The 13,164-nt window shown below is 47.5% G+C and carries 13 protein-coding genes and 1 riboswitch; of the genes, 8 read left to right on the top strand and 5 right to left on the bottom strand.

Annotated features, from left to right (window positions below; genetic code table 11):
- Positions 1-17 precede the first annotated feature (17 nt).
- On the top strand, positions 18-1,544 hold the full coding sequence (locus tag ACTTHR_RS06525) for an NAD(P)H-hydrate dehydratase (RefSeq protein WP_281676582.1): 1,527 nt from the start codon (positions 18-20) through the stop codon (positions 1,542-1,544).
- Here the strand turns inward: ACTTHR_RS06525 and ACTTHR_RS06520 are convergent.
- Positions 1,541-1,870 carry a hypothetical protein gene (locus ACTTHR_RS06520; protein ID WP_442605587.1) on the bottom strand — a complete coding sequence of 110 codons (330 nt, stop codon included), beginning with the start codon at positions 1,868-1,870 and terminating at the stop codon, positions 1,541-1,543. The genes ACTTHR_RS06525 and ACTTHR_RS06520 overlap by 4 nt on opposite strands.
- Positions 1,871-2,155: 285 nt before the next feature.
- A complete protein-coding gene (locus tag ACTTHR_RS06515; protein WP_315599730.1) occupies positions 2,156-2,896 on the bottom strand; it encodes a hypothetical protein in 741 nt (246 codons plus the stop codon).
- 401 nt (positions 2,897-3,297) lie between these two features.
- On the opposite strand from ACTTHR_RS06515, the gene ACTTHR_RS06510 reads away from it, so the two are divergent.
- The 4 genes from ACTTHR_RS06510 to ACTTHR_RS06495 are packed head-to-tail and all read left to right on the top strand — an operon-like array spanning position 3,298 to position 5,532.
- Positions 3,298-3,864, top strand: a complete 567-nt coding sequence (locus ACTTHR_RS06510; protein WP_442605586.1) for a hypothetical protein — start codon at positions 3,298-3,300, stop codon at positions 3,862-3,864.
- A gap of 35 nt (positions 3,865-3,899) precedes the next feature.
- Positions 3,900-4,409 carry an RNA polymerase sigma factor gene (locus ACTTHR_RS06505; RefSeq protein WP_004334431.1) on the top strand — a complete coding sequence of 170 codons (510 nt, stop codon included), beginning with the start codon at positions 3,900-3,902 and terminating at the stop codon, positions 4,407-4,409.
- A 23-nt stretch (positions 4,410-4,432) separates the two neighbouring features.
- Entirely contained in the window at positions 4,433-4,981 is a 549-nt protein-coding gene (locus ACTTHR_RS06500; protein ID WP_442605585.1) for a hypothetical protein, read from the top strand.
- A 26-nt stretch (positions 4,982-5,007) separates the two neighbouring features.
- Positions 5,008-5,532, top strand: coding sequence for a DUF4252 domain-containing protein (locus ACTTHR_RS06495; RefSeq protein WP_442605584.1), 525 nt, complete (start codon positions 5,008-5,010; stop codon positions 5,530-5,532).
- Between the two features lie 278 nt (positions 5,533-5,810).
- Here ACTTHR_RS06495 and ACTTHR_RS06490 read toward each other — a convergent pair whose 3' ends face one another.
- From ACTTHR_RS06490 to ACTTHR_RS06480, 3 genes are all read right to left on the bottom strand, one after another.
- Positions 5,811-8,894 (bottom strand): NAD(P)(+) transhydrogenase (Re/Si-specific) subunit beta, encoded by a 3,084-nt coding sequence (locus ACTTHR_RS06490; RefSeq protein WP_442605583.1) that lies wholly within the window; start codon positions 8,892-8,894, stop codon positions 5,811-5,813.
- Between the two features lie 3 nt (positions 8,895-8,897).
- Positions 8,898-9,194 (bottom strand): NAD(P) transhydrogenase subunit alpha, encoded by a 297-nt coding sequence (locus tag ACTTHR_RS06485; protein ID WP_276775383.1) that lies wholly within the window; start codon positions 9,192-9,194, stop codon positions 8,898-8,900.
- Positions 9,195-9,337: 143 nt separating this feature from the next.
- A complete protein-coding gene (locus ACTTHR_RS06480) occupies positions 9,338-10,498 on the bottom strand; it encodes an NAD(P) transhydrogenase subunit alpha (protein WP_442605582.1) in 1,161 nt (386 codons plus the stop codon).
- 446 nt (positions 10,499-10,944) lie between these two features.
- Between ACTTHR_RS06480 and ACTTHR_RS06475 the strand changes: the two genes are divergently transcribed.
- The 3 genes from ACTTHR_RS06475 to thiS all read left to right on the top strand — a co-directional run bounded on the left by ACTTHR_RS06475 (position 10,945) and on the right by thiS (position 13,126).
- Positions 10,945-11,667, top strand: coding sequence for a hypothetical protein (locus ACTTHR_RS06475; protein WP_442605581.1), 723 nt, complete (start codon positions 10,945-10,947; stop codon positions 11,665-11,667).
- A gap of 13 nt (positions 11,668-11,680) precedes the next feature.
- On the top strand, positions 11,681-12,391 hold the full coding sequence (locus ACTTHR_RS06470; protein WP_314813623.1) for a hypothetical protein: 711 nt from the start codon (positions 11,681-11,683) through the stop codon (positions 12,389-12,391).
- A gap of 299 nt (positions 12,392-12,690) precedes the next feature.
- Positions 12,691-12,822: riboswitch (TPP riboswitch) on the top strand.
- A 103-nt stretch (positions 12,823-12,925) separates the two neighbouring features.
- A complete protein-coding gene (gene thiS / locus ACTTHR_RS06465) occupies positions 12,926-13,126 on the top strand; it encodes a sulfur carrier protein ThiS (RefSeq protein ID WP_442605580.1) in 201 nt (66 codons plus the stop codon).
- Positions 13,127-13,164 lie beyond the last annotated feature (38 nt).

Genomic DNA, 13,164 nt, shown 5'->3' with positions numbered 1-13,164 from the left:
GCCTTTGGTACAGTTATATGATAAAGATATTCTCCGGCGAAGAAATTAACGCCCTCTATACGCACACCATACAGCACGAGGGGTTACCCCTCCTCACTCTTATAGAAAATGCAGCAACCAAGCTCGCCGAAGAGTTTTTGCATGTTTATAAGAATTGTGGACGCCCCATTGTTTGCATTGCCGGGAATGGTGATAATGGAGCCGATGCCCTAGCTCTCTCTCTTGAGCTTGCGAGTAACAACTATGCAGTCTCGGTCTTTTTGATCCAGGGGAAGCAGTCCCTTTCCTCCGCATGTGAGACTATGAGAAATCGCGTTGCCAATCACCCCAATATCAAACTACAAGAGGTGATTAGTGGCAAAATTGAGTTCCCCGTATTAACCCCCAAGCATATTGTTATTGATGGACTCTTCGGTACAGGACTCAATCGCACCCCGGAGGGAGCCTATAGAAGCATCATACAATACATCAATCAATCGCAGTGTGAGGTTGTATCCATAGACCTTCCCTCGGGCTTGTATCCCAGCGAGAATCTTATGGTAGACCGTGATGCCATCATCAAAGCTACCTATACCTATACCCTGGAGTACCCTAAGCGTTGTTTCTTCTTTGCAGAAAATGCCCCCTTCATTGGGCAGCCCGGTGTCATACAACTTGGGCTGAGCAGTAGTGGCAAAGACAACCTACCTACGCGCCACTATCTGATTGAGGAGAATACGCTAGCTACGATATTCCGCCGTCGCGATCGCTTCGCACACAAGGGGCAATTTGGTCATGGACTACTCATTGCAGGCTCTCAAGGCAAAATGGGCGCAGCGATACTTGCCAGCAAAGCAGCTCTCAGGAGTGGTATCGGCAAGCTCACCTGCCATATTCCTTACCGTGGAGAGACGGCATTGCAGGCAGCTGTACCCGAGGCCATGCTCGACCTTGACGTGAATAGCAACATCACGACAATGGTAGACAACCTACGACAGTACGATGTGATTGCCATAGGCCCCGGGCTGGGACAAGAGGAGGAGACGGCAGAAATGCTTATTGACCTATTCTCCAATGCAAGCGACAAGACTTTTGTGATAGATGCCGACGCTCTCAACTTAATTGCACGCCACAAGTCGTTACTCGATCTAGTGCCCAAAGGTAGCATTCTCACCCCTCATGCAGGGGAATTCGACCGACTCACGACCCATTGGGATACGGACGAAGAACGCCTTGAGCAGGCTACCTACTTTGCTCGTACACACGGACTAAATATCATCTTAAAAGGAGCCTATTCCACCACGTGTACCCCTGCTGGGAGTATCTACTTCAATAGTAAGGGCAACCCGGGTATGGCAACAGCAGGGAGTGGCGATGTGCTCACAGGGATTATCCTAGCCCTACTGGCTCAAGGGTACGACCCCTCTACGGCAGCAGTACTCGCCAACTATTTCCATGGGGAAGCGGGCGACCTCTTTGCGGCTAGGTCTAGCGAAACAGCCCTCATTGCCTCCGACATTATTGACAACCTCCCGGAGGTATTCAAAAGCTTCGAAGACCGCTAACCGGCTCTAAACAAGAAACGAATCCACGTAAAGCGACCTCTTCTACTTAGGTAGGAGAGGTCGTTTTGGTATTTATATGCCTCTCGCTCAAAAGAGATATTGCGATAGGCATTGCGCGGGAGGAAGAGTCTTAGGATCCACTCCAGTAAATACCAGATATAGAAAGGGATGTAAAGCATCTCTCGCATCTGGGCAGAATGGATTTTTTCGTGATTGAGAGTTTCCGGCGTAAGTTCCGCAGCCTCCCGACGTACAAAGAGTATCCCAAAAAGATTCATGGCGGTAAATCCTCGAAAAGGGATATATGAATTACGAATAATACGCATACGAAGCCTTCTCTCTCTAATTCAAGACACAAAGGTACAGCATCACCACATCCTATCCGTGTAAGTTCAGGAATAGCAAAGCAAATAACCTCCTAAGAATTTACACATATGCAAAGAGAGAGAACTGTATTTTTTAAGTTATCTTCCCCTCTGAGGAGAATACATTCTGAAGAGATTACAGACAGGGGACAACAATGTTTTTTGTTCTCTATAATAAAAAGGGAGTATGAAAATCCTCTTTCAATACTCCCTTCTCTTATATTCTGCTATCTTATTTACAGCCCCCTATTCTGCTTCGCGATAGACAATATTCCATTCGAAGTTCTTAGGAAAATCAGGAAGAGTATGATTAATCTGCATTCCACTCAGACTATAAGCAACCCTAATGTAGTAAGTCCTAAAGTACTGAAGTCCTCCAGCCTTATAACCATCATTAAAATAGCCTCTACTTGGATTATTAAACCTATTGGGCATAATCTGGGAAGGATCTATATGAGAAGTAGGAATGTAACCACATCTTGGAGAGTCTACTTGTTCGTATTCAGTAAAAGGCTTTGCCCTTACTTCTAGAACGACGGAATGGACATCAACCAAATAATATCCATGGCATAGCTCTACATTGAGATAACACAACTGGGGCTTCCTTCCGAGGTGAACATCCCTTGTGAAACCATAGTATGTTTCTTCTTTTACGGGACCATAACCACGTAAAGAACACCCTGATTGGGGATTCTCTACCAAGGTACCACCTCCCCGAATGCTCGCTTCATGCTCTAGCAAAATCTCATTAAGAGTTTTTGCTCCCTTTGCATGGATCTCCTCGAGTGTCGGTTCCTCCTTTACAGTTGGTTCATTCCTATTCTCTTTGCAAGATAAGAGCAAAGCCAAACATACTGAACAACAAATTAGAACAAATACTTTCTTTGTATGCATAATCATTCCACAAACGAGAGGATTTCCTGTAACAATATGAAGAGCTATTCTCCCCCTCCTATTCTTTTGATAAATTAGGAAGAATATCCTCACAAATAACTCTAACACAAAAATAACAAATCAAATTCATATGGCAGTACCTAATGGTGTATGCAGATTCCAGGAACAAGAGCATTCTTAACACAAAGCAGGAAGCAGGGGATTCCGGCCAGAAACGAACAGGGGGAGGATCCTTCGCCCAAAAGTTTTTCTTTTTTCACCTGGAAAAAGACTCCCATTCTAGCTGATTTTTTGGAAAATTCTGCCCTAGAAATTTTCAAATCCAGGGCAAGAGCGAAAAATATTTCACCCTCAGATGCAACAAATCCGATCTCAGTTCGTCTTATGAATAGGGGGCTCTAAGCGAGAGCCCAAACAGAGAAGAAGGAGGAACGAAAAAGCGCAACGCGTAGTGCCCCCTCTCTCAAAGGACTCACATGACAAAGAAATAAAAGATGATTCGACACCTTCTGGTTTCCCTCTTGGGGTTTGCCGGTTGCCTAAGTGCAATGGCTCAGTCTACCACTACTTCTATTGCGAATCTATTCGAGCAATGTGCTCGCATAGAGGGAGTGGAGTGTAGCTATTTTGGAGCTGAAGCCTTGGCTCAGTTGTTTAGTGGCACTACCCCTGTGATAGATGGGGACTTCCTAGATGCTTTGGCAACATCAAGTTTCAAGAGTGATAGCGGTACTTTACCTCTTACTCTCAAAGAAGCGGAAGAGCAAAGTCTTTTCATACTCTCTATACCTCGTTCGCTAGCACTCACCCAAGAAGAACAGAAGGTTGTCGCATCTCTTTTCTCTCCCCTCCAGTTTGAGGATTGTGAATTGATCACTCTTGCCAGCGAGGGTAGTGACAAAGTACGTATCTTTGGCATACACAATCCCCAGGCTCCTACCTTTACGGGTATGTATATCCTGTACACAAACGAGAAGCGGCAACAAGTGATCCGCCTACTAGGTCACTTTAGACTTAATAGTTCTATTCACTTAGCCCCTGCTCAAACGGAGAATAAATAGCCCGATAGGCACCATCCCTTCTACTCTCTATCTGTATGAATAAGGCTACATTCAACCAAACTTACCTCCCCCTCAGGCAGGTGATATTTATGGTGTGCGTGGCCCTACTTACAGACCAAGAGGTAGCCAACGATATCACACAAGATGTTTACCTCCGCCTATGGGAGCAGAGAGATGAGCTAGACAACGTGCAATCGCCACAAGCCTATGCCGTACGTATTGCACGCAACCGATGCCTAGACCACCTCAAGAGTGCCGGCGAGAGGCTGCGCACGAGTGGCAAAGAGGCAGAGACAGCTCTAGCTCTACAGATAGACAATAGTGCCGACCCCCATAGCACACTTGTGGCAAAGAGCGGAGAAGAACGCCTTGCACATTGGGTAGAGCAACTACGCGAACCCCAAAAAAGTATATTCTCACTAAGGCACTACGAGATGCTATCCAACCAAGAGACAGCAGAGCGACTCGGCCTACAAGAGACAACAGTACGAAGCACCCTATCTCGCCTTCGCAAAGAAGTGCGAGCCCTATTTGAAAAAGATTGATCACCCCTAGAGCGATAAAAAGAATGACTACTCCACGCCACCTTGAGGAGCTACTCCGGAAGTACTACGATGGCTCAACCTCTCCCGAAGAGGAAGTGTCCCTCTATATCTCTCTGCTCGAAGAGCCCGAAGACAGCCCCTATCGCCCGGACTTAATCGCCATGGAGCATATGATGATGGCGGCCGCCCAGCTCTCTTTGCAGGGGCAGAAGGAGCAAGCAACTCAAGAAGTGAAGGTACAGAAGCGTTGGCGCATTATCCCAAAACATATTTGGGCTGCCGCTGCTGCCTTGGCTCTCCTTATCGCTATCGGCACCTCTATCTGGCAACCCACCACCGAGCCCAACGGCTCTTGGCGTAACACTCGCCCCATAGATCAAGAGGAAGTGGATCGTGAGATGGCACGCGCCTTTGGGTTACTCGACGATTGCCTCTCAGCCGGCAACGAACATTATACCAAAGCCCACTCTACCCTAGAAGAAGTATCTAACTTCTTAGATGCCTCTTACCAACAATTAGAGCCAATGAGCTCCTCCACTCCCTTTGCCACCCCCTTTGATATCGCCTATTAGTCTCTCTAGATATACCCTTCTACGATATGAAACTCCTACCCATCGTCACCGCCCTATTTGCACTGCTACCTCTTACCTTCCGCCCTGTGCAGGCGCAAAACAACACTACACTGGAGCGTCTAATGTCTACAGACGGCATCACGGTAGTTTACCTATCCTCCTCTATGCTTTCGGAGTCTTCCCTACGTTTTTCGGGAGGTAACGGACACTCAGCCTCCCTACACGGATTGATACAAGCGGTGAACTCCGTATACATCTTCTCGGCAGCAGACCGTAAGAACATCCAGCTCATGCGCTCCATCTTCACCCCTATGATCAAGATGGACTCACCCACCTACGAGCAACTCTTTTTTGTAAAAGAGGACCAAAGAACCATGCACCTTGTGGGTAGGAAAAAGGGCAACGAAATACACGATCTCTACCTCCTGGTCGACTCGCCGGAGGAGTACGTAGCCATTTCGTTCATCGGCAAATTCACTCGTAAACAAATAGAGGAAGCGGTACAATCTCCGGAGCAATCCTCTCGCAAGGGTCCCCTTCGCAATCGGTAAGATCACACCTCTACCTCATAATAAGAGAGACTAAAACAACATTTTCCTTTTCATATTCTTCTATTAAACTCGGGGCTTCCAGAAATGCGGGAGCACGTTAGGAAGCCCCAACCCATTTCCCTCTAAAGACAACTAATTTGAATCTGTTTTATATAGAGCACCTCGCGCGAAACATCATCTTCTCGCGAGGTGCTCACTTTTTGTAGGGAGAGAGGGAAAAGAAAAATCCCCACTAGAAGAATCTAGTGGGGATGGAAAGATTTTAGGGAAAGTCTCTCCTAGAGAGCAAGAAGCTTTTGGAGAGACTCTTTGGCGTCTCCCGTAAGCAGAGCTACTCCCTCCTCACGTGTATAGAGGGGATTTTCCACCCCGGCATACCCCGGTTTGAGGTCGTAGTTGCAGATAATCACATGAGGCGCTTGATCCACATTCAGCACCGGCATGCCGTAAATGGGCGTGCCTTCGGCGTTACGAGCAGCAGGATTCAAAACATCGTTAGCCCCAATCACAATCACCAAATCGGTAGAAGCGAAATCATTGTTGATGGCCTCCATCTCAAAAAGGTCGTCGTAGGGTACATTTGCCTCGGCAAGAAGCACGTTCATATGACCCGGCATACGACCTGCCACAGGATGGATGGCAAAGCGAACCTCTGCCCCCTGCTTTGCAAGTTTATCGGCGAGTTGCTTCACTTCGTGCTGGGCTTGAGCGAGTGCCATACCATAACCGGGTACAATAATTACCTTACGTGCCTCCTTCATCCACTGGGTATAGGATGAGGTACCGGGGGAAGATTCCTTTGCCCCCTCCGCCTCGGGAGCAATGGTCTGATCCATCTCTTCCATGAGACGAGCAAGACTCTCTTTGGCATCCCCCGTAAGGAGAGCTACGCCCTCTTCTCTCGTGTAAAGCGGATTCTCTACGCCGGCATAACCCGGTTTGAGGTCGTAATTGCAGATAACTACGTAGGGAGCTTGGTCTACATTCAGCACTGGCATGCCGTAGATAGGTGTACCCTCAGCATTGCGAGCTGCGGGATTCAATACGTCGTTAGCTCCGATTACGATAGCGGCATCCACTTTGGCAAAGTCGTCGTTGATAGCCTCCATCTCAAAGAGATCTTCATAGGGTACATTCGCCTCGGCAAGGAGTACGTTCATATGCCCCGGCATACGGCCTGCTACAGGATGGATGGCAAAACGGACCTCTGCCCCCTTCGAACGAAGTTTATCAGCAAGCTGCTTTACCTCATGCTGGGCTTGAGCCAGTGCCATACCATAGCCGGGTACGATGATTACTCGCTTGGCTGTGGAGAGGATAGCCCCTACCGTGGGCTTATCATTAGCTTCGGTTTTAGGAGCTGCTGCGCCATTACCTGCCAATGCTTTTTGGTAATCAGTAAGAAGAGCTGAGACGGTTTCTTTAGCATCTCCCGTAAGGAGTGCCACGCCCTCTTCTCTCGTGTAAAGCGGATTCTCCACGCCGGCATAACCCGGTTTGAGGTCGTAGTTGCAGATAACCACGTAGGGAGCTTGGTCTACATTCAGTACAGGCATGCCGTAGATGGGCGTACCCTCTGCATTGCGAGCAGCAGGGTTCAGTACGTCGTTAGCCCCGATTACGATAGCGGCATCTACCTTGGCAAAGTCGTCGTTGATAGCCTCCATCTCAAAGAGATCGTCGTAGGGAACATTGGCCTCGGCAAGGAGTACGTTCATATGACCCGGCATACGACCTGCCACGGGATGGATGGCAAAGCGAACCTCTGCACCCCCTTTGCGAAGAGCATCGGCAAGTTGCTTTACCTCGTGTTGAGCCTGAGCCAGTGCCATACCATAGCCGGGTACGATAATTACGCGCTTGGCTGTGGAGAGGATAGCCCCTGCCGTAGGCTTATCGTTAGCTTCGGCTTTAGGAGCTACTGCGCCATTACCTGCCAACGCTTTTTGGTAATCAGTAAGAAGAGCCGAGACGGTTTCTTTAGCATCCCCTGTAAGGAGTGCCACGCCCTCTTCTCTCGTGTAAAGCGGATTCTCCACGCCGGCATAACCCGGTTTGAGGTCGTAGTTGCAGATAACCACGTAGGGAGCTTGGTCTACATTCAGTACAGGCATGCCGTAGATGGGCGTACCCTCTGCATTGCGAGCAGCAGGGTTCAGTACGTCGTTAGCCCCGATTACGATAGCGGCATCTACCTTGGCAAAGTCGTCGTTGATAGCCTCCATCTCAAAGAGATCGTCGTAGGGAACATTGGCCTCGGCAAGGAGTACGTTCATATGACCCGGCATACGACCTGCCACGGGATGGATGGCAAAGCGAACCTCTGCACCCCCTTTGCGAAGAGCATCGGCAAGTTGCTTTACCTCGTGTTGAGCCTGAGCCAGTGCCATACCATAGCCCGGTACGATGATTACTCGCTTGGCTGTGGAGAGTACCTCACTGGGGGTTTTCTTTACTTCTACTTTGGGAGCAGCAGCCGATGAAGCCGTTGCCACAGATGAAGGTGCAGGCGTAGCCACCTTTTTCTTTGTACCCAGGAGGATAGAGAGAAGGCTACGATTCATAGCTCGGCACATAATCTGTGTCAGCAACAAACCTGATGCCCCTACAATACCACCCACCGCAACGAGCAGGACGTCCCCAATAGCCATACCGGCAATAGCCCCGGCTACCCCACTCAAGGAGTTGAGTAGCGAGATGGTGATAGGCATGTCGGCCCCTCCTACGCGAATGGAGAAATAAAGTCCAAATAGAGAGGAGAAGATAGCCACTCCGGCAATTAACCAGAATACAGGCATTCCCTCGTATTGAGAAAAAGTACCAATAAGAATCAGTATCGCCATTACCACAAGCGAGAGTACAGTCGCCATCGAATGGAAAGCCCAAACCTGCGGCTTTTGTGGAAGAAGGCGATGCAATTTTCCGGCAGCAACAAGGCTACCAACGAGGGTAATAAGCCCTATGCCAATAGCAAGATAGCCGGTAAAATTGCTAAATGCAGTGGCTGCCAGGCGTTCGCCAATGCCTGCTACGGAGAGAATCCCCACAAGCGCAGATGCTCCTCCCCCTAGTCCGTTGAGCAAAGCAACCAACTGGGGCATCTGTATCATTTTTACGCGCGTGGCAAATAGCCCACCAATCAAAGCCCCAATAGCGAGAGAGGGATAGAGAGTCCAAGCCGTAATGATAGGAGTACCATTATTTTCCTTTGTAAGTAGAGTAAAAACAATACCGGCAAGGATGGCCAGAGCACTAAGAGAATTACCCAAAGAGGCATAACGCACCTTACTCATAAGGGCAATGCCCACCATCACAAGCAGTGAAAGAAGGGCACTAATTACGTATATAAGCGTCTGGTCCATAGTTTATTTCTTCTTTTTCTGTTGGAACATACGTAGCATGCGGTGGGTCACACCAAAACCACCTACTACGTTAATCGTTGCAAGGATAATGGCCAAAGCCCCTAGCACCTGCCCCCATAGCGGATCATGCACGAGCAGAGCAAGACCTGCAGCAGCCAGTGCCCCAATAATCGTAACTCCCGAGAGGGCATTCATCCCCGACATGAGGGGCGTATGCAAAAGGCTCGGGACATTTTTGATAAGAAAGTACCCGATAATCGTGGCCGCCACGAAGATCAGTACCAAAATAAGAGGATTCATAATATGTGATTGAGTCTAATGTGTAGATAGAGAATAGTTACCAATCGGAGTAGCGAATGCAAATAAGGGGAAGGCTTATCCTTGTAATAAACCTTCCCCTCTGTAGGGGCAATGCCCAATTATTTCTTTCGGGGAGATCTCAATTACTTCATCCCCATTGCTTCGCGTGTACCCTCATGTACAATTTCACCATCGCGAGTAACAAGGATCTTTTGGCAGATTTCGTCGCTCATATCGAGGTTCATCTTGCCATCCTTCACGAGGTACTTCACTAGGTTGTACATGTTCTGAGAGAACATCCATGTAGAGCTCTTGGGGAGCATACCGGGGATGTTCTTAATACCCTCAAGTACTACACCATGCTTTACTTCGCGACGACCGGCAGGAGTAATTTCGCAGTTACCACCCTGGTCGATAGAGATGTCTACGATAACGGAGCCGGGCTTCATCCCCTTCACCATCTCCTCTGTAATGATTACCGGAGCAATCTTACCGGGAACGAGAGCACTACAGAAAACGATATCCATATCTTGGATGGTAGACTTCAAGAGCTCACGCTCCTTAACTAGGACATCCTCGGGGAGGTGCTTAGCGTACCCTCCCTCGGCAATAGCAAGCTCTGGGGCAACACCCGTATCCACAAGCTTAGCACCAAGGCTGGTAGCTTGCTCTGCAGCAGCAGGACGGATATCGGCAGCATAAAGAACAGCTCCCAAACGCTTAGCCGTAGCAAGAGCCTGAAGACCGGCTACCCCTACCCCAATTACCATCACTTTCATGGGGTCGATCTTACCCACTGCGGTGAACATCTGAGGCATGAAGCTGGCGAGGTCGTTGGCTGCCATAAGGATACCCTTATAACCGGCACAGGTACTCATTGAGGTAAGAGCATCGAGATTTTGTGCACGAGAGATACGAGGCACGCCATCAAGAGTTAAGCCAATAACGCCCTGAGCAGCCATCTTGCGTACCATGTCATGGTTTACCGGAGAGGCCGGGTGAATAAAGGTGATGATATACTGCCCCTTGTGCATCATATCAATCTCATGAACCCCCATTTGCTCATTGAAAAGAGGCTCTTTTACCTTAATAATGATGTCGCTACGGTCGTAAATCTCCTTAGGACCATCAATAAGCTCGGCTCCTGCCTTTTTGTACTCTTCGTCGTGATAGAAAGCACCTTCGCCGGCAGCTTTTTCAAAAAGCACGGTAAAACCATCTGCTACATACTTGGCAACGGCTTCGGGGCTGGCAGCTACGCGAGCCTCATCGTGCATAATCTCTCTGGGAACACCAATGATCATGATTATTTGTTTTTTAGAATGAAGTTAGTGATCGTTTTCCTAACGCAGCTTCCATCGAGCCCTACCCCCAACCGACATCCCCACTAAAACGAGGAAATGTCAATAAGTAAAGTACCCAATACTGCGCAGGAGCAAAGATACTATTTATTCCTATATAGGTGGTGCAAATATCCATAATATTTTAGCTATATACTCTCAAGAAGGCACTAATTAAAGGAGCCTTCTCGGCTATGGATACTGCCTAAGCCCCTTTTTCTCTACAGCAATCAGCTCTACTCAAAGGGGGGGTACGAAAGGGACTTGTTTGTATCCTAAAAGAATTATATCTTTGTGCCTAGTTATAGTTATAAAAATTGAAAAGAAACACACTCACAACACCGAACTATCTCCGTCTTCCGCTAGAGACTTGTCCGAGTATTGGATTGTAGAACTAAGAAGAATTACTTATGAAGAAGATTACATCTAGAGGAGTACTTATCGCCACTCTTTTTATGGGGATCAGTATGAGCTTGAGTAGCTGTGTAAGCGAATGGCTTTTTGGCCCAACACTACACTATCCTCACTTTCTCTCTGCCTTTGTAAAGCCCAGTGCTTTTACACTAGAGAAATACATACCAAGGGACTCTACCGAGAATACTTATATCTGCACCATAGAACTATTTGATGTAGAGAATCGATATCCTAAGCACTTTAGCTATGATGGAAGAGACTCTTCCATTATGAATTTTCTCGTCTCTATAGGCGACACTCATTACCCGGATAGAAGGCCTTATGAGCAGATAACGAGAAGAGCTACAGGTCTAATGGCTACACCAAAGAATATGGTGGTTACTTGCGATCACAACTACAGCGAGACTCTAAAGGCCGGTACTCCCTTAAATGATGTACTATACCTCCGTTTCTTTGATTATCTACAGTATATACAGAATGGCTATAAATCCGGAGAGAATGGGGGACATATCCGTCTTAAAGACCCGGTAGACCTCAAACGCCTATTAGCCTCAGACCCTAAGTGGTGGCTCATAATAGACAAAGTACCCGAGGCCTGGAATGGCGAGACTGTCCGCTTTACAGTCACCATGGTACTCCCCACGGATAAGGGAGACAAATCTGTTACCAACAGCATTGATGTGAAGTTCCCTATTCAGCCTCAACCCCCTATGCAATAAAAAAACTTTGGTTATGAAAAAATACAAGAGCGCATTGGCATTGGGGAGTGTATTGCTCCTCTTTCTCATAGGGATTTCGGGCTGTTTCGAGAAACCCAAGTACTACCCCCACTTTCTCACAGCGTTTGTAGAACCCAATGATTTTCGTCTAGAGGCTATAGACTCTGATACAAAAGGAAGAGCAATACACCCTTTGCTACATGAGGAAAAGTTTGTAGAAATCTGCAAGATAGAAATGCAAGGCAGTAGAGTAGAATACAACAGTTATGATAGGCAAAACTCTAAAATTGTACACTTTCTATCCTCTATAGGCGATACATGCTACTTTAAGCACACACAAAAAGGCGGGCGTATCATAAGTAGGCACGTAGGTATCATAAGTGTCCCAAAAGAGATAAAGGTAACGTGTAATACAGCCTACGACAAAGATCATGAGAAAGGGGCTTCCCTTAATGATGTTGCAGCTCTATCATTCTTAGATAATCTGAGCTATATCAAACGTGGATATGACGATAGTTTTAAATTCTTAGCCATGCTAAAAATGAAAGATCCAATGGATCTGAATCGGCTTTTAGCGTCTCATCCTTGGTGGATATTGTACATAAAAGAACCCCCTACAGCATGGATGGACAAGACGATAACTTTCACTGTCTCCATGACGCTATCCAATGGCAATACTATATCTAGGCAAGTGGATATAAAATTTCCTCTTCACAGCAAGTAATTTTGCCTACACTTTCTAAAGAGGAGAGAAGCCTATCTCTACTAGCAAAGAGGGCTTCTCTCTTTTTATTTTCTCTGTATTTCTACTGGGGAGAGCAAGTAAGACGGAGATAAAAGAGGTCGTACACACAGCCCCATGAGGGGAAACGCATAATCTATACTTAGGCCTAGATAAACGCAAAAACATCTGACGTCCGAGCTAAAAATGACGACAAACCGCGCTTGCCATACCATATTTATACGTATCTTTGTGGGCGTGTATGTGGATACAGAGAGCGCAATGTATCCTTTATATATAGACAACTCTTCTGGGGGTGCTTTGGATAGTTACTCTCTCCCTTTATAGGGATAGAGAAACGAGAGCAAGGCTGAGATGATACCCTGAACCTGATCCGGATAATGCCGGCGTAGGCAAAGAAGCTTTCATCACACTGAGGGTGCTACACACACATCAAGCCCCTCGCTCGGCATATCCCTCCTCCCCCATTCTAGGGTTTTCTATGACGCAAAGAAGTAATAAAGAAAGGAGAGAGTTATGCAAATCATACTCAACGGACATCCACACAATACCCCAGAGGGCTCTACCCTCTTCGACCTTATGACCCAACTTGGGCATGCCGAGGGGCATGTTGCCGTGGCCATAGATCAGACAATAATCAAACGAGTAGCTTGGCCGGATACACCCCTATACGAGGGTAATAAGGTCCTTATTATAGGTGCCGTAAAGGGGGGATGATAAGCCGGAAGAGGAGCCGAAGACTGCGACTCTACCCT

Origin of the sequence: Porphyromonas endodontalis (assembly GCF_052173515.1) — a bacterium.
Lineage (GTDB): Bacteria > Bacteroidota > Bacteroidia > Bacteroidales > Porphyromonadaceae > Porphyromonas > Porphyromonas endodontalis_A.
This window is presented reverse-complemented; position numbering and strand designations above follow the sequence as displayed.